The organism is Nocardioides sp. CPCC 206347 (assembly GCF_048654605.1).
Taxonomy (GTDB): Bacteria; Actinomycetota; Actinomycetes; order Propionibacteriales; family Nocardioidaceae; genus Nocardioides.
Window position 1 is genome coordinate 115,072 of record NZ_JBMCYZ010000004.1, and the last position, 19,969, is coordinate 135,040.

General features: G+C 70.4%; 19 protein-coding genes. 13 read left to right on the plus strand and 6 right to left on the minus strand.

What is annotated here, in order from left to right; genetic code table 11:
* Nucleotides 1–65: 65 nt before the first annotated feature.
* From ACOACQ_RS14820 to ACOACQ_RS14850, 7 genes are all read left to right on the plus strand, one after another.
* On the plus strand, nucleotides 66–452 hold the full coding sequence (locus tag ACOACQ_RS14820) for a DUF485 domain-containing protein (RefSeq protein WP_420288627.1): 387 nt from the start codon (nucleotides 66–68) through the stop codon (nucleotides 450–452).
* Nucleotides 452–2,083, plus strand: a complete 1,632-nt coding sequence (locus tag ACOACQ_RS14825; RefSeq protein WP_378606510.1) for a cation acetate symporter — start codon at nucleotides 452–454, stop codon at nucleotides 2,081–2,083. The genes ACOACQ_RS14820 and ACOACQ_RS14825 overlap by 1 nt, the downstream gene beginning before the upstream one ends.
* 137 nt (nucleotides 2,084–2,220) lie before the next feature.
* Nucleotides 2,221–4,203, plus strand: a complete 1,983-nt coding sequence (gene acs / locus ACOACQ_RS14830) for an acetate--CoA ligase (protein ID WP_420288628.1) — start codon at nucleotides 2,221–2,223, stop codon at nucleotides 4,201–4,203.
* A gap of 138 nt (nucleotides 4,204–4,341) precedes the next feature.
* The gene (locus ACOACQ_RS14835; protein ID WP_420288629.1) at nucleotides 4,342–5,793 is read left to right on the plus strand and encodes a protein adenylyltransferase SelO; all 1,452 of its coding nucleotides are present in this window, start codon (nucleotides 4,342–4,344) and stop codon (nucleotides 5,791–5,793) included.
* 12 nt (nucleotides 5,794–5,805) lie between these two features.
* Nucleotides 5,806–6,228: a pyridoxamine 5'-phosphate oxidase family protein gene (locus ACOACQ_RS14840; RefSeq protein WP_420288630.1), complete on the plus strand. Its 423-nt coding sequence runs from the start codon at nucleotides 5,806–5,808 to the stop codon at nucleotides 6,226–6,228.
* Nucleotides 6,229–6,309: 81 nt separating this feature from the next.
* Nucleotides 6,310–6,891 (plus strand): TetR/AcrR family transcriptional regulator, encoded by a 582-nt coding sequence (locus tag ACOACQ_RS14845; RefSeq protein WP_378606498.1) that lies wholly within the window; start codon nucleotides 6,310–6,312, stop codon nucleotides 6,889–6,891.
* Nucleotides 6,892–6,899: 8 nt separating this feature from the next.
* Nucleotides 6,900–7,667: a maleylpyruvate isomerase family mycothiol-dependent enzyme gene (locus ACOACQ_RS14850; RefSeq protein ID WP_378606495.1), complete on the plus strand. Its 768-nt coding sequence runs from the start codon at nucleotides 6,900–6,902 to the stop codon at nucleotides 7,665–7,667.
* Here ACOACQ_RS14850 and nhaA read toward each other — a convergent pair.
* The gene (gene nhaA / locus ACOACQ_RS14855) at nucleotides 7,664–9,052 is read right to left on the minus strand and encodes a Na+/H+ antiporter NhaA (protein WP_420288631.1); all 1,389 of its coding nucleotides are present in this window, start codon (nucleotides 9,050–9,052) and stop codon (nucleotides 7,664–7,666) included. The genes ACOACQ_RS14850 and nhaA overlap by 4 nt on opposite strands.
* A 99-nt stretch (nucleotides 9,053–9,151) precedes the next feature.
* Here nhaA and ACOACQ_RS14860 point away from each other — a divergent pair, with 99 nt between their 5' ends.
* From ACOACQ_RS14860 to ACOACQ_RS14885, 6 genes are all read left to right on the plus strand, one after another.
* The gene (locus tag ACOACQ_RS14860; RefSeq protein ID WP_378606489.1) at nucleotides 9,152–9,553 is read left to right on the plus strand and encodes a phage holin family protein; all 402 of its coding nucleotides are present in this window, start codon (nucleotides 9,152–9,154) and stop codon (nucleotides 9,551–9,553) included.
* Between the two features lie 35 nt (nucleotides 9,554–9,588).
* Nucleotides 9,589–10,455 carry a fructosamine kinase family protein gene (locus ACOACQ_RS14865; RefSeq protein WP_420288632.1) on the plus strand — a complete coding sequence of 289 codons (867 nt, stop codon included), beginning with the start codon at nucleotides 9,589–9,591 and terminating at the stop codon, nucleotides 10,453–10,455.
* Nucleotides 10,456–10,584: 129 nt separating this feature from the next.
* Complete coding sequence (locus ACOACQ_RS14870) at nucleotides 10,585–11,883, plus strand: hypothetical protein (protein WP_420288633.1); 1,299 nt, start codon at nucleotides 10,585–10,587, stop codon at nucleotides 11,881–11,883.
* Nucleotides 11,884–11,928: 45 nt separating this feature from the next.
* Entirely contained in the window at nucleotides 11,929–12,639 is a 711-nt protein-coding gene (locus tag ACOACQ_RS14875) for a response regulator transcription factor (RefSeq protein ID WP_378599683.1), read from the plus strand.
* A gap of 33 nt (nucleotides 12,640–12,672) precedes the next feature.
* On the plus strand, nucleotides 12,673–14,091 hold the full coding sequence (locus ACOACQ_RS14880; RefSeq protein WP_420288634.1) for a sensor histidine kinase: 1,419 nt from the start codon (nucleotides 12,673–12,675) through the stop codon (nucleotides 14,089–14,091).
* On the plus strand, nucleotides 14,084–14,647 hold the full coding sequence (locus tag ACOACQ_RS14885) for a hypothetical protein (RefSeq protein ID WP_420288635.1): 564 nt from the start codon (nucleotides 14,084–14,086) through the stop codon (nucleotides 14,645–14,647). Before ACOACQ_RS14880 ends, ACOACQ_RS14885 begins: the two co-directional genes overlap by 8 nt.
* Before the next feature lie 6 nt (nucleotides 14,648–14,653).
* Here ACOACQ_RS14885 and ACOACQ_RS14890 read toward each other — a convergent pair whose 3' ends face one another.
* Genes ACOACQ_RS14890 through ACOACQ_RS14910 form a run of 5 tightly spaced genes read right to left on the minus strand, consistent with a single transcriptional unit; the run spans nucleotide 14,654 to nucleotide 19,878 of the window.
* Nucleotides 14,654–15,538: a catalase gene (locus ACOACQ_RS14890; protein WP_420288636.1), complete on the minus strand. Its 885-nt coding sequence runs from the start codon at nucleotides 15,536–15,538 to the stop codon at nucleotides 14,654–14,656.
* A gap of 15 nt (nucleotides 15,539–15,553) precedes the next feature.
* Complete coding sequence (locus tag ACOACQ_RS14895; protein ID WP_420288637.1) at nucleotides 15,554–16,849, minus strand: anthranilate synthase component I family protein; 1,296 nt, start codon at nucleotides 16,847–16,849, stop codon at nucleotides 15,554–15,556.
* A 4-nt stretch (nucleotides 16,850–16,853) separates the two neighbouring features.
* Nucleotides 16,854–17,396 (minus strand): anthranilate synthase component II, encoded by a 543-nt coding sequence (locus ACOACQ_RS14900; protein ID WP_420288638.1) that lies wholly within the window; start codon nucleotides 17,394–17,396, stop codon nucleotides 16,854–16,856.
* On the minus strand, nucleotides 17,393–17,950 hold the full coding sequence (locus ACOACQ_RS14905; RefSeq protein ID WP_420288639.1) for a transglutaminase-like domain-containing protein: 558 nt from the start codon (nucleotides 17,948–17,950) through the stop codon (nucleotides 17,393–17,395). The genes ACOACQ_RS14900 and ACOACQ_RS14905 overlap by 4 nt, the downstream gene beginning before the upstream one ends.
* A 2-nt stretch (nucleotides 17,951–17,952) precedes the next feature.
* On the minus strand, nucleotides 17,953–19,878 hold the full coding sequence (locus ACOACQ_RS14910) for an anthranilate synthase family protein (RefSeq protein WP_420288640.1): 1,926 nt from the start codon (nucleotides 19,876–19,878) through the stop codon (nucleotides 17,953–17,955).
* Nucleotides 19,879–19,969: the final 91 nt, after the last annotated feature.

A 19,969-nucleotide genomic window follows, 5' to 3' on the forward strand; every position in this document is an offset into this window, starting at 1 on the left:
TCACTCCTAGCGTCGCAATGTCCGGTCGCGATCGCGGCCACTGCACCAGCCCAGGAGGTTTCGTCGTGACATCTGAAGTCGCCCCGCACGACCCGCACGAGGTGGCGTCACGCCACGATCCCGTGTACGACGAGTTGCACGCGTCGCCCGAGTTCGCCGAGCTGCGGCGCCGCTACCGGGCGTTCGTCTTCCCCGCCACGATCGCGTTCCTCGCGTGGTACCTGCTGTACGTCGTGCTCTCCAACTGGGGCGGCGACTTCATGACCCACAAGGTCGTCGGCAACATCAACGTGGCCCTGGTCTTCGGCCTGTTGCAGTTCGTGACGACGTTCGGGCTCGCGTGGCTCTACAGCCGCTACTCCAACGCCAGGCTCGACCCGCTCGCCCGCGAGCTCGACGAGCGCTTCATCGCCCTGGCCGGCAAGTCGTCGCACGGAAGGACCCAGAACTGATGGACCACCAGGTACTCACCGCGGGGCTCTTCCTCAGCGTCGTCGCCCTGACCCTCTTCATCACCATCAAGGCCAGCCGCTCGAGCAGCGGCACCGAGGACTTCTACGCCGGCGGCCGCTCGTTCTCCCCCATCCAGAACGGCCTGGCCATCGGCGGCGACTACATGTCGGCCGCGTCCTTCCTCGGCATCTCCGGCGTCATCGCCCTCGCCGGGTACGACGGCTTCCTCTACTCGATCGGCTTCCTGGTCGCCTGGCTGGTGGCGTTGCTGCTGGTCGCCGAGATGCTCCGGAACTCCGGGCGCTTCACGATGGCCGACCAGCTGGCCTACCGGATGAAGCAGCGCCCCGTCCGCACCGCCGCAGCGACCTCCACGGTGGCCGTGTCGATCTTCTACCTGCTCGCGCAGATGGTCGGCGCCGGCAGCCTGGTCGTGCTGCTCCTCGGCATCGACAAGGAGAACACCCTCGCCGTCAGCTCCGTGATCGCCGGTGTCGGGGCGCTGATGATCGTCTACGTCACCGTCGGCGGCATGAAGGGCACCACCTGGGTGCAGATCGTCAAGGCGGTCCTGCTCATGGTCGGTTCGGCCGTCATCGTCGTACTCGTCCTTGCGAAGTTCGACTTCAACCTCTCCGAGCTGCTCGGCGCCGCACAGTCGAACTCCGGCAAGGCAGGCTTCCTGGAGCCGGGCCTGAAGTACGGCATCGACGCCACCCACAAGCTCGACTTCCTGAGCCTCGGCATCGCCCTGGTCCTCGGTACGGCAGGCCTGCCCCACATCCTGGTCCGCTTCTACACCGTCCCGACCTCGCGCGACGCCCGCAAGTCGGTGCTCTGGGCCATCGCCCTGATCGGCACGTTCTACCTGTTCACGCTGGTCCTGGGCTTCGGTGCCGCGGCACTGCTCAACACCGGTGTCGGCAGCGACGTCGCCAACAGCGGCGGCAACCTCGCCTCACCCCTGCTCGCTGAAGCGGTCGGCGGTGGTGCCGGCTCCACGGGCGGCGCGATCCTGCTGGCGGTGATCTCGGCAGTCGCCTTCGCCACGATCCTCGCGGTCGTCGCCGGACTGACGTTGACGTCGTCCACCTCGGTGGCGCACGACATCTACAACTCGGTGATCCGCAAGGGCAAGGCCACCGAGGCCGAGGAGATCCGGGTGACGCGGTACGCCGCTGCCGGTCTCGGCGTGATCGCGATCCTGCTGGCCATCCCGGCCCGCAACCTGAACATCGCGTTCCTCGTCGGACTGGCCTTCGCGGTGGCGGCCTCGGCCAACCTGCCGGCGATCGTCTACAACATGTTCTGGCGGCGCTTCAACACCCGCGGCGCCACGTGGAGCATCTACGGCGGCCTGATCTCCTGCATCACGCTCGTGATCTTCTCGCCGGTCGTCTCCGGCAAGGGCGTCGACGCAGCCGGCAAGAACCTGTCCCTGCTGCCCACCAGCATCGACATCTCGTGGTTCCCGCTGGAGAACCCGGGCCTGGTCTCGATCCCGCTCGGCTTCTTCTTCGGCTGGCTCGGATCGATCCTCGCCAAGGAGCCGGAGTCCGAGGAGCGGTTCACCGAGCTCGAGGTCCGCGCCCTCACCGGCGCAGGTGCCGAGCAGGCCGTCTCCCACTGACGCCGGTGGTCGAGGAGGTTGCACAGCAACCGTCCCGAGACCACGCAACCACGAAGCAACCCCTAGCGGGCACAGTTGGGGGTGCGGCAATGTGAGCCGCACCCCCAACGTGCCCCTGAACGTCGAAAGGCCCGGTAGTGACCGACCACGAAGAGACCCTCGCCAACCTGTCGCGGGAGGAGCGCCGGTTCGAGCCCCCGGCCGAGCTCGCTGCGAACGCGAACGTGAAGGCCGATGCGTACGACGCCGCGGCCGCCGACCGTGAGGCGTTCTGGGCCACCCAGGCCGACCGGCTGGACTGGGCCACGAAGTGGGACCAGGTCCTCGACTGGTCGAACGCCCCGTTCGCGAAGTGGTTCGTGGGCGGCAAGATCAACGCCGCCTACAACTGCGTGGACCGGCACGTCGAGGCCGGGCGCGGGGACAAGGTCGCGATCCACTGGGTCGGCGAACCTCTCGATGACACGAGGGACATCACCTACGCCCAGCTCAAGGACGAGGTCTCGAAGGCCGCCAACGCGATCGAGGAGCTCGGCATCGAGGCCGGCGACCGGGTCGCGATCTACATGCCGATGATCCCCGAGGCGATCATCGCGATGCTGGCCTGTGCCCGCGTCGGCGCCCCGCACACGGTCGTGTTCGGCGGCTTCTCCGCCGAGGCACTGGCCTCACGCATCGAGGACTGCGGCGCCAAGCTCGTCATCACCGCCGACGGCGGCTACCGCCGCGGTGCCGCTGCTGCGCTGAAGCCGGCCGTCGACGAGGCACTGGTCAAGATCGACAACGACAACACGGCCATCGTCGAGAACGTCCTGGTGGTCCGTCGTACCGGCCAGGAGGTGGAGTTCAACTCCGCGATCGACAACTGGTGGCACGAGGTCGTCGACGAGGCCTCCCCGATCCACGAACCGCAGGCGTTCGACGCCGAGCACCCGCTCTACGTCATGTATACGTCCGGCACCACCGGCAAGCCGAAGGGCATCCTGCACACGACCGGTGGCTACCTCACCGGGGCGTCGTACACGCACAACGCGGTGTTCGACCTCAAGCCCGACGACGTGTACTGGTGCACCGCCGACATCGGCTGGGTCACCGGGCACTCCTACATCGTCTACGGACCGCTCGCGAACGGTGTGACCCAGGTCGTCTACGAAGGCACCCCCGACGCCCCCGAGCGTGGGCGCTGGTGGCAGATCATCCAGGACTACAAGGTCACGCTCTTCTACACCGCTCCCACCGCGATCCGTTCCTTCATGAAGCAGGGCCGCGAGATCCCCGACAAGTTCGACATGTCGAGCCTTCGGATCCTCGGCTCGGTGGGTGAGTCGATCAACCCCGAGGCCTACATCTGGTACCGCAACGTCATCGGCGGCGACCGCACCCCCGTGGTCGACACCTGGTGGCAGACCGAGACCGGCGCGGTGATGATCTCCCCGCTCCCCGGTGTGACCGCCGGCAAGCCCGGCTCGGCCATGACCGCCATCCCCGGCATCGAGGCCGACGTCGTCGACGACGAAGGCAACTCCGTCCCCAACGGTTCCGGTGGCTACCTCGTGATCACCTCACCGTGGCCCTCCATGCTGCGCACCATCTGGGGCGACGACCAGCGGTACGCCGACACCTACTGGTCCCGCTTCAAGCAGCAGGGCTTCTACTTCGCCGGCGACGGCGCCAAGAAGGACGACGACGGCGACATCTGGCTCCTGGGCCGCGTCGACGACGTCATGAACGTCTCGGGCCACCGCCTCTCCACGACCGAGATCGAGTCGGCCCTGGTGTCGCACCCCAAGGTCGCCGAGTCCGCCGTCGTCGGGGCCAACGACCCCGACACCGGCCAGGCCGTGGTCGCCTACGTCATCCTCCGCGAGGAGGCCGGTGACGGTGGACCGGACATCATCAAGGAGCTGTCCGACCACGTCCGCAAGGAGATCGGCCCGATCGCCAAGCCCCGGCAGATCATGATCGTCCCCGAGCTCCCCAAGACCCGCTCGGGCAAGATCATGCGCCGCCTGCTCCGCGACGTCGCCGAGGGCCGCACCGTCGGCGACACCCAGACCCTCGCCGACGCCTCGATCATGGACCTGATCTCGGCCGGGCAGACGACGTCGACGGAGGACTGAGCTCCTGCAGGAATCCCCGGGCGCCCGGGGATTCCTGCGCCGGATGGGGGTTGCAACCCCCGTCCGGCGCAGGAACTGCCCATCCCGTGTGACGGATGGTGCACGGGGTGCTCGCCACGGCGTCCGTACGCTCGAAGCATGACCACGGCCCTCCCCGGCGTCGCCTCGCTCCAGGCACGCTTCGCGACCGAGCTGCCCGAGCTCGCCGAGCCCTGGCAGGCCGCGGCCACGCCGGCACCCCGGCTGCTGGTCCTCAACGAACCCCTCGCCGCCGAGCTCGGCCTCGACGTCGAGCGGCTGCGCAGCGCCGAGGGCCTCGGTCTCCTGACCGGGACCGAGCTGCCCGCCGGGAGCACGCCGGTGGCGCAGGCCTACGCCGGTCACCAGTTCGGCGGCTTCACGAAGCTGGGCGACGGACGGGCACTGCTGCTCGGGGAGGTGATCGACGCCGACGGCAACCTGCGCGACATCCACCTCAAGGGATCGGGACGCACGCCCCACGCTCGCGGCGGCGACGGCCTGGCGGCGGTCGGCCCGATGCTGCGCGAGTACGTCGTCAGCGAGGCCATGCACGCCCTCGGCATCCCGACCACCCGGTCGCTGGCCGTGGTCGCCACGGGACGCGACGTCCATCGCGAGACCGTTCTGCCGGGCGCCGTACTGACCCGGGTGGCGAGCAGCCACCTGCGGGTGGGTTCCTTCCAGTACGCGCAGGGGATCCGCGACGACGACCTCCTGCGCCGGCTGGCCGACCACGCCATCGCGCGCCACTACCCGGAGCTCGCAGCCGATCCTGAGCCGTACCTCTCCTTCTACCGGGCCGTCGTCGCAGCCCAGGCCTCGCTCATCGCGCGCTGGATGCTGGTCGGGTTCGTGCACGGCGTGATGAACACCGACAACATGACGATCTCGGGCGAGACGATCGACTACGGCCCGTGCGCATTCCTGGACGTCTTCGAGCCCAACACCGTGTTCAGCTCGATCGACAGCGGCGGGCGGTACGCCTACGTGAACCAGCCCGGCGCGGCCGAGTGGAACCTCGCCCGTTTCGCCGAGGCCCTGCTCCCCCTGTTCGCCGACGACCGGGACCGCGCCGTCGAGATCGCGAGCGAGGCGCTCGCGTCCTTCCGCACGGAGTACGACGCCGCGTGGTCCGCCGGGATGCGCGCCAAGCTGGGCCTGGGTCCCGCCGTGGATGCGCAGGCCCTCGCGAGCGAGGTGCTCGACCTGCTCCGCGCGAGCCACGTCGACCACACGACGTTCTGGCGCCACCTGGCGACAGCGGCCCGCGGCGACGCCGAGCCGGTCCGCGGGCTCTTCCTCGACCTGCCGGCGATCGACGCGTGGCTCGCCCGGTGGCGCGCGCTGGGCCCCGACGCGGAGGCGATGGACCGGGTCAACCCGCTCTACATACCCCGCAACCACCTGGTCGAGGAGGCGCTCGCCGCCGCCACGGCGGGTGATCTCGAACCGCTGCACCAGCTGGTCGGGGCGGTGCGTTCACCGTTCGTCGAGCGCCCGGGGTTCGAGCGGTTCGCCGAGCCGGCGCCCGACGACTTCGGCCAGTACCAGACCTTCTGCGGAACCTGAGGAGCCTCGAACGTGCCCGTCCTGCATCCCGTCGACTGGTCGGCCCTGCCCGCACCCCTGCTCGACTTCTGGACCGAGTACCACCTCTGCACGCTCAGCACCCTCGACCGCACCGGCGCGCCCCACGCCGTACCCGTCGGGACCACGCTGGACCTCGAGAACCAGTGCGCCTGGGTGATCACCCGGCGCGGCTCGCAGAAGGTCGCCAACATCCGGCGCGACCCGCGACTGTCGATCACCCAGGTCGACCGCGGCCGCTGGTCGAGCATCGTCGGCACCGGCGAGGTGTTCGAGGACGAGGCCTCGATCGCACGCGCCTGTGAGCGGTACGCCGCCCGGTACCGCCCGCCGTCCCCGAGTGCCGAGCGGGTGGCCGTGCGGATCACCGTCGAGCGGTTCCTCGGTTCGGCGCAGGTGCTCTCCCCGATCTCTTGACAAGGATGGTGCGCCAGGCGCATTCTCCTAACTGTGTTAGGAACACCTAGTCGCAATAGGATTGCCGAACGACGTGAAGGAGTGCGTCGGGAGATCCTCGATGCCGCGTGGAGCCAGGCCAGGGACGTCGGGCTCGCCAACATCACGCTGCGCGACATCGCCCGTGAGGTCGGGATGCAGCCACCCTCGCTGTACTCGCACTTCGCCTCCAAGAACGCCATCTACGACGCCATGTACGCCGAGGCGTGGCTGGCCTACGAGGAGTCCGGCTCCGCGCTCGAGCCATTGCCCGAGCACCCCCGGGAGGCGTTGCAGAAGATCGCGCGGGTCTTCTTCGACTTCGCCGTCGCCGACCTGGCCCGCTACCAGCTGATGAACCAGCGCACGATCCCCGGCTTCGAGCCCAGCCCGGACTCGTACGCCCCCGCCGTCCGCGTCCTCGAGCACGGCCGGGCAATGGTCGGTTCGTGCGGCGTGTCCGACAGCGCCGACTTCGACATCATGGCGGCCCTGATCGGCGGCCTGATCGACCAGCAGTTGGCCAACGACCCCGGAGGGGACCGCTACTCGCGACTCCTCGAACGGGCCATCGACATGTGGGCGGACGCTGCCGGCGTCCCGAAGCAATCGCCTGCCGCCAGGAGGGCGGCCCGCAAGAGATGAGCACGACCATGAACCAGACCACGACCGCGCCGGGCATTCGACGCTCCGCCCTGGACCGCCGTACGGCGATGGCGCTCGCCGCCGAGGAGTACCGCCGCTTCGCCGACACCGTCGCCGCCCTCGACGCCGCCGACTGGAAGCGATCCACGGACTGCCCCGCCTGGGACGTGCGGCAGTTGACCAGCCACGTCGTCGGCATGGCCGCGATGGCGGCCGGGATCCGAGAAGGCGCCCGTCAGCGCAAGATCGCCGGCGCCGAGTCCTCCGCCCGCGGCATCGCCATGGTCGATGCCCTGACCGCCCTCCAGGTCCGCGAACGCGCCGACCACTCGCCGCAGCGTCTGGTCGACGACGCTCGCGCCCTCGGACCCCGGGCCGCCCGCGGTCGCCGGATGACGCCGTTCTTCCTGCGCCGGATGGCGATGCCCGACAAGCAGTCGGTGCAGGGTGTGGACGAGACCTGGGCGCTGGGCTACGTCATCGACGTGATCCTCACCCGCGACACCTGGATGCACCGGATCGACGTCGCCACCGCGACCGGTACCGCACCCGCACTGACCGCCGAGCACGACGGCAGGATCGTCGCGGACGTCGTCGACGAGTGGGCCGCCCGCCATGGTCGGCCGTACTGCCTGGACCTCAGCGGACCAGCCGGCGGCTCGTGGCGGTCGCCCGGCAACGGGCCGGTGATCGAGATGGACGCCGTCGAGTTCTGCCGGGTGCTGTCCGGCCGCGGTCAGGGCGAGGGGCTGCTCGCGACCGAGGTGCCCTTCTAGGACTGGTCGACGACCTCGGCCGGCTGCTCGGCGACCTCGGGTCGACGGGACGCCAGCAGGAGGACGACGACGCCGACGACCGCGGCAAGGACGGACGCCAGCAGGATCCCGACCTTCGCGTCGTCGGTCAGCGCGGCCGAGTCGGGGTACGACAGGCCTGCGATGAACAGCGACACCGTGAAGCCGATGCCGGCGACGGCACCGACACCGATCACCTGGCCCCAGTTGGTGTCGTCGGGCATCCGTGCGACGCCCAGGCGGATCGCGATGAAGCAGGCGAGCGCGATGCCGAGCGGCTTGCCGAGCACGAGTCCCGCACCGATGCCCAGGGCGACGGTCGAGGACAGCGCATCACCGAGCGCCCCATCCCCCAGCGCCACACCGGCGTTGGCGAGCGCGAACACCGGCAGGACGACGTACGACGACACGGGGTGCAGGCGCGACTGGAGACGTTCGGCGATGGGCACCGACTCGGCGAGCAGGAACCGCATCCGGTGCAGCTCCTCGGCGTCGAGGTCGTTGTCCTGGAGGGCGCCCGTCGCGAACTCCTTCGCGACCTCGGGGCGGAGCAGGGCGACGGCCGGTGTCATCAGGCCGATCGCGACTCCGGCGAGCGTGGCGTGGACGCCCGACTCGAGAACGGCGAACCAGATGGCGAGGCCGAGGACCCAGTAGACCGGGATCGCCCAGACGCGGGCGGCGCGCAGGACGGCCATCACCGCGAGCAGGCCGACGGCGATGCCGAGCCAGCCCCACGCGAGGTCGGCCGTGTAGAACACCGCGATCACGATGATCGCGCCGATGTCGTCCACGATCGCGAGGGTCAGCAGGAACAACCGGGCGGCCGAGGGGATCCGGCGGCCGAGGACGCCGAGGACACCGACTGCGAACGCGATGTCGGTCGCCATCGGGATGCCCCAGCCGGCACCGGCCTCGCCGCCACCCGCGATCGCCACGAACAGCAGCGCCGGCACGGCCATGCCGCCGACGGCCGCGATGATCGGGAGCGCTGCGGTGCGGGGGTCGCGCAGGTCGCCGTGGACCAGCTCGTACTTGATCTCCAGGCCGACCACGAAGAAGAAGATCGTCATCAGGCCGTCGTTGACCCAGTGCTGCAGCGACTCCTCGATCCGCCAGCTGCCGACGTCGAGACCGATCGGGGTGTGCCAGAAGTGGTCGTACCCGGAGGCCCAGCCGGTGACCGGCAGGTTGACCCACAGCAGCGCGATCACGGTCGCGGTGAGCAACAGGATCGACCCGGCGGACTCGACGTGGAGGAACTCCCGGATCGGACGGGCGACGTACTTCGCCAGCGGCTTCTCGCTGGCCGTCCAGACGGGGCCCTGGCGCCAGAGGTCGTCGGGCGAGCGGGGGGAATCGGGCACTGAGGCCTCCGGAGTCAGGTGGGCAGGGGAGATCGTCTGCCGACCAGACTTCCCGGCTCACCTGACGGGGAGTCTATCGATGTCGGTAAGGTCGGTCGCATGGCCATCGAACCGATCCGGGAAGAGCCCACCATCGGGCGCCTGATCAAGGACGCGCAGACCGACTTCTCCACGCTCATGCGCAAGGAGATCCAGCTCGCCAAGTCGGAGCTCAAGGTCAGCTTCACGGCCGGCGGGATGGGCGCCGTGTTCCTCGGCGCGGCGCTGTTCGTCCTGACCCTCGCCATCATCATGCTCTCGATCGCCATCGCGTTCCTGATCCACTGGAACGGCGACGGCCTGGACCTGCACTGGGCGTTCCTGATCGTCTTCGGGTTCTACCTGCTGGTCGCCGCGCTCCTGGTGCTGCTCGGCGTCCGGAGCTTCAAGAAGGTCAAGGCACCCGAGCGCGCCATCGAACAGGGTCGAGAGATCCCGCGGGCGCTCAAGGGACAGGCCTGATCCTCCGACCACCCGAGTCGACCTGAGAGGACCTGATGGCGCGGCAACCGGTCATCGCCGGTCGGGCTGAGCAACTGCTCGGCTCCGCCGTCGTGGCCACCGCGCCCGTGGCCGGCGGCGACATCTCGACCGCGGTCAAGGTGCGCCTCTCCAACGGCAGGACCGCCCTCTTCAAGACCCTCGGCACCGCACCCCCGCACTTCTACGAGCGCGAGGCCGCCGGGCTGCGCTGGCTGGCCGAGGCCACGCCCGACGGCGGCGTACCCACCCCCGAGGTGATGGCCGTCGCCGAGGACTGCGTGATCCTCCAGTGGATCGAGACCGGGCGCCCGGGCGCCGAGGCCGCGGGCCGCTTCGGCCGCGCACTCGCCGCGACCCACGCCGCCAGCCCCGACTTCTTCGGGTTCGACGCCGACGGCTACATCGGCCGGCTGCCGATGCCCAACCGTCCGGCGCCCACCTGGGCGGAGTTCTACGCCGAGCGCCGGATCGCGCCGTACCTCAAGGTGCTGCGCGCCAAGGAGATCGTCAGCGCCGAGGACGGCGCCACCATCGAGGCGGCCGTCGCCCGCGGGCCCGAGATCCTCCCCGTCGAGCCGCCCGCGCGCCTGCACGGCGACCTGTGGAACGGCAACGTGCTCTGGACCAACGACGACCGTGCCGTCGTGATCGACCCGGCGGCGTACGGCGGCCATCGCGAGATGGACGTCGCCATGCTCGCCCTCTTCGGCCTCCCCCAGCTGCCGCAGGTGATGGCGGCGTACGACGAAGCGGCGCCGCTCGCCGACGGCTGGGAGGACCGCCTCGGCTTCCACCAGCTGTTCCCGCTGCTCGTGCATGCGTGCCTGTTCGGTGGCCAGTACGGCGCCCGGGCGGCCAAGATCGCGGCGCGTTACCTCTGACCGCTGCTGGTTCATCAAGGTATGTCGGCGAACTGACACTTCCCCGCCTCTGCCCAGCGTGGGGAGTGCACATTCACCTGCATCCCTTGATGAACCTGCAGCGGGAGACGGCGATGACACAATCGCGACGTGGCCCTCTCGGACGAACTCACCGATCTCCTCGCACGCACCGGCAACGGCATCCTGTCCGACGCGACGAGCTTCGGGGCGGCGCTCGACGACTTCCTGACGCCCGAGGCGGCCAGCCGGGGCGTGACCAACCTGCTCGTCGATGCCGTGCGCCAGGGCGCCTTCGACCGGATGCAACGCGACATCGCCAACGGCGGGGACCCGGACATGGCCGTCGCCGCTGCAGGTGACCAGCTCGCGCGGGACCGGGCGGCCACCGACGTCGCCCCCAGCCGGTGGGCGGTCGCCGTGCTCGGTGTGGCGGCAGGCGTGCTGGATCGCGGGGTGCTGGACGCACAGACGGCGCCCGCCCCGTCCGTTCCACGGCCCACCCCGCCACCCAGTCCCCAGCCCACCCCGCCACCCGCTCCACCTGCGTACACGCAGCCACTCCCGCCACCCCCGGCCTGGGGACCACCCCCGGCCGCGGCGCGCCCCCGGCGTCGTACCGGCCTGGTCGTGGGCGCCGTCCTGCTGGCGCTGGCGCTGGTCGGTGGCGGGACCACGGCAGCGATCCTGATCGCGCAGGACGATCCGTCCGCCCGCCGCACCGATCCCCCCACCGACACGGCCACGACGGACGGGCCGACCACCGACGGGCCGACCACCGACGGGCCACCCGTGGCCGACCAGTACGCCATTGCGGACCTGATGAAGGAGGTGGCGCTCGACTCGTTCCCGGGCGCCACGGACCCCGAGGTGAGCGCCCGGTCCTGGAGCACGGCCGCAGACAACCTGACCGACAACTTTCCGCGCGACCTCGCCGTGGGCGAACGGGCCGAGGCGACGTCGTGGACGGTGCGCACCAGCATCGACGACCGGCGGCTCGACATCCGCGCCGAGCACGAGCCCAGCGACGGAGGGTCGTACTACGACTGGAAGTGCGCGGACCTCCAGTCCCGCGGCGACGTGCTGACGGAGTGCACCGAGGTCCCGACGAGCGACGGCCGGACCGCCATCGACTACTGGTACATCAACCGGGCCATCCCCAGTGCCTCCCACAACTTCGTCGTTCCTGCCGACCAGGCGACCGGCCGGGTCGAGGTCTTCGTCGGCGAACGACTCGCCGACCCGCCGGCCGACCTGACGATCGCCGACCTGAAGGAGAAGCTCCAGCTCAGCAGCCGGGCGATGCTCGAGATCGCCGAGGACCCACGACTGCGCCTGCCGCTCCCGGCCGCGCTGCCGCCACTGCCCAGCTACGGGTTCTGCATCAACTCCGACCCGCGCCCGCCGGAATGCCCCGCGAGCCTGTACTGACCTCGCTCTCAGGACGTCTTCAGGCCCATCGGCCATGATGGTGCCGTGTCCCGCCCTGTCCCGCCTGCTCGCGTGCTCGTCGTCGACGACGACCGCGCGGTGCGTGAGTCGCTGAAGCGCTCCCTCGTCTTCAACGGGTACGACGTCCACCTGGCCGGCGACGGAGCCGAAGCCCTGGCGGGGATCGGTGCGCTCGCGCCGGACGTGGTCGTGATGGACGTGATGATGCCCAAGCTCGACGGCCTCGAGACGACGCGGGCGTTGCGCGCCGCCGGCAACGACGTACCCGTGATCGTGTTGACCGCCCGCGATGCCGTGGGCGACCGGGTCGAGGGGCTCGACGCCGGTGCGGACGACTACCTCACGAAGCCGTTCGCGCTCGAGGAACTGCTGGCCCGGCTGCGCGCGTTGCTGCGCCGGGTCGTCCCCGCCGAGGACGGCGCCGAGGAGGAGGTGCTCTCGTTTGCCGACCTCACCATGAACGTCACCACCCGCGAGGTGTTGCGCGGCACCCGCCACATCGAGCTGACGCGCACCGAGTTCACGCTGCTGGAGATGTTCCTGCGGCGCCCGCGGCGGGTGCTGGACCGCTCCTTCATCCTCGAAGAGGTCTGGGGCTACGACTTCCCCACCACCGCCAATTCGCTCGAGGTCTACGTCGGCTACCTGCGCCGCAAGACCGAGGCCGCCGACGAGGCGCGCTTGATCCACACCGTCCGCGGCATCGGCTACGTGCTGCGCGCCACGGAGTCATGATCGGGTCGTGACGCGTGGTGAGCGAGTGAGCAGGTGAGCGCCTGGGGCCTGGTCGCGATGCGGCCGGGAAGCGACGGCCGCTGGCACTACCGTCGTTCCCTGGCCAGCCGGGTGATCTGGCTGACGACGATCGCGGTCGGCCTGTCGGTGGCGCTGGTGGCCGTGGGCGCGTACTTCACCGCCCGCGTCCAGATGCAGAACACCCTGGACGACTCCCTGCTCGACCGCGCCAACAAGGCCGCCGCCACCGACACCCTGCTGGAGGTCGGCGCACGCGGAGTACCGCCGTGGGCCCTGGGCGCGGCCGACGTACGGATCGCGTTCGTCGACTACAAGGGCAATCCCGCGATCCTCGACCGCGGGCCGGCGATCGAGCTCGGCGCTCCGGAGATCGAGGTCGCCCGCGGCGAGCACTCGTCGAGCCTGCGCACCCTGCTCATCGCCGGCGAGCGGTACCGCGTCGTCGCCGTGCCGACGCAGCAGGACGGCATCGCGCTGGTGATCGCCCAGCCCCTCGAGGACCAGGACCGCACCCTGTCCCGGCTCGGCTGGGTGACCATCGCCTTCGGTGCCTTCGGCGTGATCGTCGCTGCCCTGGCGGGTTGGACGGTGGCGAGCAACGGCCTCAGACCGGTGCGCAAGCTCACCGATTCGGTCGAGCACATCGCCCGTACGGAGGACTTCACGCCCCTGTCCATCGAGGGCGACGACGAGGTCGCGCGCCTCGCGACGGCGTTCAACCACATGCTGGTGGCCCTCGACGCCAGCCGCGTCCGGCAGCGACAGCTCGTCGCCGACGCGAGCCACGAGCTGCGGACCCCGCTCACGGCCCTGCGCACCAACGTCGACCTGCTGACCATGACGGCCCGCCAGCCCGACGGCCTGCGCAACCTGCCGCCCGATGCCCGCGAGGAGCTGCTCGACGACGTCCAGGCCCAGATCGAGGAGCTCACCACCCTGATCGGCGACCTGACCTCGCTCGCCCGCGACGAACCGATGCCCATCCAGGTCGAGCCCGTCGACCTCGCCGACGTCGTCGACCACGCCATCCAGCGGGTACGACGACGCGCACCCAGCCTCGAGTTCGAGGTCTTCACCCGTCCCTGGTGGGTGATCGGCGAAGCTGCCGAGCTCGAACGAGCCGTGACCAACCTGCTCGACAACGCCGCCAAGTGGAGCCCGGAGGCGGGCCACGTCACGGTGCGCCTCAGCGACGGCGTCCTGACGGTCGACGACCAGGGGCCGGGCATCAACGAGGCCGACCGCCCCCGGATCTTCGACCGGTTCTGGCGCTCCCCCGACGCCCGTACTCTGCCCGGATCCGGCCTGGGCCTGGCCATCGTGCGCCAGGTCGCCGAACGCCACTCCGGCTCGGTCCACGCCACCGCCAATGCCAGTGGAGGGGCGCGGATGGTCCTGCGGCTCCCCGGAAGAGAGAAGAACGATGCGTGACACGAAGTGGGGGGTGGCGGCCGTCGCCGTGCTGCCCCTGGTCCTGGCCGGCTGTGGCGGCGAGGACGTCGGCGCAAAGCCGGACCTGCCGACCGAGACGCCCGCGTTGTGGAACCCCTGCGACGCCCTGGATGCCGCCTTCGTGCTGAAGCACTTCGGGTCCACGACGACCGAGCACGCCGGTACGCCCACCCTTCCGGAGTGCCGGTTCGCGCCGGCGAAGGACTCGGGCGAAGCGGCCGTCACCGCGAACTACCAGCTGTTCGGCGGCAGCCTCGACGACTTCTGGGCGAAGATGGGCCAGACCGCGGGAGCCGACGTCCGCACACCCGACGTCCCGCTCGCCGACGCGGCACGGATCGTGGTCGACGCGGCCAAGGACCAGCTGTACGTCACCGGTTTCGTGCAGAACGGCACCCTGTTCGAGGTCGTCAACCTGGTCGATCCTGCGCCGTACGACGAGGCGCGGGCCGTGCGCGGTGTCGAAGCCACGCTCGGGGCCCTCTCCGCGCATGCCGACGAGGCCGGTGCGGGTTCGCCCAGCCCGGCCGGCTGATCCCGGTCAGATCCGGCGGTTGACGCTCTCGGAGTAGGCGCCCGGCCGGAACAGCAGGATCGGGTCGTCGGAGAGCCCGATGCCGTCGATGACGCGCGTGGGGTCGAAGACCGTCACCTTGCCGTCGTTCTCGGGGTCGGGTGCAGTGGAGGTGACCTCGATCGTGCCGGCGTCGAACATCTCGACGCCGCGCCACACGGACATCGGGTCGTGCGGGTCATCGCCGTCGGACGCGATGGTGACCTCCAGCGTGAACCGCACCGGCCTGGCCGCGAGTCGGGCCTCCATCTCGTCGAAGAGCCGGTCATCCCCGCTGAAGGTGCCCTCGGGCCGGCCGGCCTCCTCGTCCAGCGGGCGCAGGACGTAACGCACCCAGCGCTCGATGCCGGTGGCCGAGGTCCAGAGGTACGCGTGGATCGGGAAGAACGTCGCCGCGGCAAAGCTCTTCGGCGGCACGAGGGCCCCGGCCCTGGCGTTGACCGCGAGCGCGGGCAGGGCGTTGGGGTGGCGCAGCAGGAACCCCGGCAGGGCCGACGGTTTGCGGGCCGCCTCGACCATCCGGACGAACGCGTCGGGCGAGCGCACCGGGAAGCGTGGCGCGGTCTGCCCGAGCAGGTCGGTCGCGCCGTCGGGGTGACGGAACGACACCGCCATGCCGCGTACGTCGGGCGCCTTGTCGGGCGACTTCGGGTCGCCGCCACCGTTGGACCAGCGGACCAGCACGGGCACCGGATCGCCCTGCAGGTGCGCGGCGCGGCCGTGTTCCGTGGCGGTGGGGGTGGCCGTGAAGGTGCCGGTGTAGAAGCGGCCCTTGGCGTGCAGTGAGCGGGCGCCGCCATGCGCCCCGAAGGCGGCCTGGATCCGGTCGATCGCCTCAGCGGGAGTCACCATGAGGGGACGCTACCGTCAGGGGCTGATCGCTTGTAAGAGCCGCTCGGCCTTCCACCGCGTCTCGTCGTACTCGTCCTCGACCTCGCTGGCGACGGTGATCCCGCCACCCGTGCCGAGGACGTAGTCATCGCCGGCCGTGACGAGGGTGCGGATGATGACGCCGAGATCGGCGCGACCGTCGCCGGAGATCCAGCCGAACGCGCCGCTGTAGGCACCGCGCGGGGTCGCCTCGACCTCCTCGATGATCTCCATGGTGCGGAGCTTCGGGGCGCCCGTCATCGAGCCGGCAGGGAACAGCGAGCGCAGCGCACCCACCGTCGTGACGTCGTCGCGCAGGTGGCCCCGGACGGTCGACACGAGCTGGTGCACCGAGGAGTACGACTCGACCTCCATCAACGTCGGCACCTCCACCGACCCGACGTCACACACCATCGCCAGGTCGTTGCGGAGCAGGTCGACGATCATCAGGTTCTCGGAGCGGAACTTGGGATCGCTGGCGAGGTGCTCGCGCGCCGCCGCATCCTCGTCGGGCGTGCTGCCGCGCGCCGTGGTCCCCTTGATCGGCTTGGTCTCCAGGGTGCGGTCGGCGGTGACCAGGGCATACCGCTCCGGGGACGAGCTCAACAGCCACGCCTCCGCACCTGCCACGTCGTGCTGGAGAAAGCCCGCGTACGGCGCCGGGTTGAGCGTGCGCAGCCGGAGATAGGCGCCCGCGGGGCCGAGGGTGCTCGGCGTGCGGGTGCGGTAGGTCAGGTTGACCTCGTACGAGTTGCCCGCGTGCAGGTGCTCCTGGACTTGCGCGAAGGCGGTGGCGTAGGCGGTGGGGGTGTCGGTGGTTTCGAGGCTCGTCGCTGGCGCTCCTCGCACCTCAACCAGCGGCGCAGACCCGGTGGTTGAGGTGCGAGCGCCAGCGAGCCTCGAAACCCCCAGCACGTGCTCGTACTCCCGGATGTGCGAGGGCCGCAGCCACACCGCATCGGGCAGGTCCGGGTCGGGCAGCGCCGGCATGTCCGGTCGTGCCGCGTAGCCGAAGTACCCGAACCACTGGTCGGTCGGCCTGCCGGCCGCCAGCTCCGCCTCGAGTACGACGAACGGGTCATCCCCCACGACCTCGGACCGTCCACCGACGTGCCGGGTGACCTCCCGCCGAGCAGCCGAGTAGCTCAGGGAGACGTCGTCGTCCTCGAGCCAGCCGATCAGCGACTTGCGTCGCGACCAGTCCCGGGCACCGCCGCCGTCCAGCCAGACGCAGCGCGCATGGCGGGCCTGGATCCGGGCGAACGCCTCCGCGGGATCGCCCTGGGTCACCATCCCGTCAGCGTCCCATGGCCAGGAAGTTCGCTACCAGCATGGCACCGTGCTCGGAGAGCACCGACTCGGGATGGAACTGAACGCCCTCCACCCGCAGGGTCCGGTGCCGCACACCCATGACCGTGCCGTCGGCCGCCCACGCCGTCGCCTCGAGCTCGTCGGGCAACCGGGTCGCGGCCAGCGAGTGGTAGCGCACGGCATCGAACGACGCGGGCAACCCTGCGAACACACCTCGGCCGTCGTGGGTGACCGACTCGACCTCGCCGTGTGCGGGCTGGATCCGGGAGACCTCGCCGCCGAAGGCGACCACCATCCCCTGCATTCCCAGGCAGACACCCAGCACGGGCCGCCCGTCGAAGTCCCACTGGTACTCCCGCGGATGCCCCGGCCCCGGCGACAGCACCAGGTGGGAGAACCCGGACAGGTCCACGGGGTCGTTCCACTGGACCACCGTCGGCAGCTCCCCCGTGACGCCGGCGATCAGGTGCACCAGGTTCCACGTGTAGGAGTCGTGGTGGTCGACCACGACGACGTCGGGTGTGGTCACCTCTGCACCGCCAGCTCGCGACGACGCAGTGCCGCGACGACCTCCGGGGCGGGCGCGACATGGACCTCGGGGAAGTCCTCCTCGCCGGCTGTCGGGTCGACCGGCCAGGCCAGCCGTTCACCGTCGAGCGAGAACTCCGCGGCCACACCTGGCTTGTTGCCCCGCGGGTCCTGGCGGTGCCAGCTCCCATTGAGGTGCACCGCCACCAGGCCGTGCAGCACGTGCCCGTCGCCATCGGCCAGCCACTGGTAACAGAGCCCCGTCGGCACGCCGCCGGCCCTGAGCACTGCGGTGAGCAGGTGCGCCTTGGCGTAGCACCAGCCGGCACCGTCGGTCAGGACGTCGGTCGCGGAAACGGCGAACCGCGGATCGCCCGCGTCTCCCGCGTGCGCGATCTCGTCACGGACCCATTGGAACGCGGCCCGGGCGAACGCGATGTCGTCGCCCGCGCCGGCACCCAGCCGGGCCGCGAGCGCAATGACTGCCGGTGCCGTCGTCTCGACGACGTCGTCCTCGGCGAGGTACTCCCCCGGTGGCCGGGCGATGAGGTCCACGCCTAGAGCAGGACCGAGGAGACGAGGTCGTGCACGATGTCGAAGCCACGCTCGGTGAGGATCGACTCGGCGTGGAACTGGACGCCGCGGAAATGCGGGCCGGTCACGGCGTGCACGTCGCCGGACTCGGGATCGGTGTCGACACGCACGCCGGCCGGGAGCACGGTGTCCGGACCAGGTCGCCCGACGAACGTGTTGTAGAACCCGACCTTCGCCGGCTTGCCGTCGAGCAGCACGGCCGCCTGGGTGCCCTGGAAGACGATGTCCTTGAACGCGAGCGGGATGCCGAGCTGGTGGCACAGCGTCTGGTGGCCGAGGCACACGGCGAGGAACGGCTTCTCGTTCTCCAGCAGCCACGCGACCGCGGCCCGCATCCGCAGCATCTTCGGGTCGTTGTCGTCGCCGGGGTCACCGGGACCCGGCCCGACGATGACCAGGTCGTCGCCGTCGAGTGCGCCGTCGACGTACGCCTCATGGCGCACCACCCGGCTGCTGATCCCCATCCGGGTCAGCATGTGGCGCAGCATGTTCACGAAGTCGTCCTCGCCGTCGAGGATGACGGCGGACTTCCCGATCAGCCGCGGGTCGACCGGCGTCCCGGCCTGGTCGGCGAGCCAGAAGCTGGAGAGCCGGTTGTTGCGGCTGTTGAGCGCGATCAGCACCTCTTCGTCGGCGACCAGCGTCGCGACGTCGGCGGTGGGGATCGGCGCCGGCGGGACGAGTCCGAAGGCGGACAGGATGCCGCCGGCCTTGGCGTGCGTCTCCGCCACTTCGTACGACGGCACGGAGTCCCGCACGAGGGTCGCTCCGGCCGTCACCTTCAGCGCCCCGTCGATCGAGACATCGGCCGTACGGATCACGATCGGGCTGTCCACGACGGGCTCACCCGCGGCGTCACGGCCGAAGAGGGCGAGCGCGGCGCCGTAGTAGCCACGGCCCTCGGGCTCGTACTGCTTGATCAGCCGGCAGGCGTTCTCCACGGGCGAACCGGTGACCGTGGCGGCGTACATCGTGTCCCGCAGGACCTCGCGCACGTCGCGCGACGTACGGCCGGCGAGGAGGTACTCCGTGTGGATCAGGTGCGTCATCGGCTTGAGGAACGGGCCGAGCACCTGGCCACCCTCGGTGCAGATGTCGCACATCATCTTGAGCTCTTCGTCGACGACCATGAAGAGCTCGTAGATCTCCTTCTCGTCCTTGAGGAACTCGGCGAGGCGCTCCTCCGTGCTGCGCGTCTCGCCGGCGGGCGGGCGCAGGTGGAAGGTGCCGGAGATGGGGTTCATCCGGACGTCGCCGCCGTGGACGCTGACGTGGCGTTCGGGGCTGGCGCCGACGAGGTAGCGGTCGCCGGTGAAGAAGAGGAACGTCCAGTACGCGCCGCGCTCGCGCTCGAGCAGGCGGCGGTAGACGGTGAGCGCGACGTCCGCACTCCAGTCGGCGACCACGGCTCGGTAGTTGCGGCCGATGACGAGGTTCGCGCCCTCGCCCTGGCCGATCTCCTCGCTGATGATCGACTCGACGACCTTGGCGTACTCGTCGTCGTCGGTGTCGAAGCCACCGCGGTCGGTGAACTCGACCGGCACCTCGTCGATCGCTGCGATCACGTCGGCGACGGAGAACTCGTGCTCGGCCTGGACGTCGACGACCACCAGCGGGGTGCCGTCGTCGTGTGCCTCGAACCCGCGCTCGGTGACCTGCCGGAACGGTACGGCGACCAGCCGGTCACAGATGTGCCCGACCTCGGGAACGCCGGTCTCGAGCGGGATGTCCATGATCGACTCGGCGGTGCTGCGGGTGCCGCCGAGCACGCCGACGGTGTCGCGATCACCTGCCCGGGTCGAGCGCCGGATGATCGCCCACGCCTCGTGCCCCTGGATGGCCGTGATGGCTTCCCGGGCAGTGAGGCTGGTGCTGGTCTGATCCGACATGGGTGAAGCCTATTCGGGGTGGACGGTGGGTCGCCGCCCGGTTTCGCCCTACGGCCGGGATCGGGGGTTCGGGTCGACCGGGCCGGCTGGG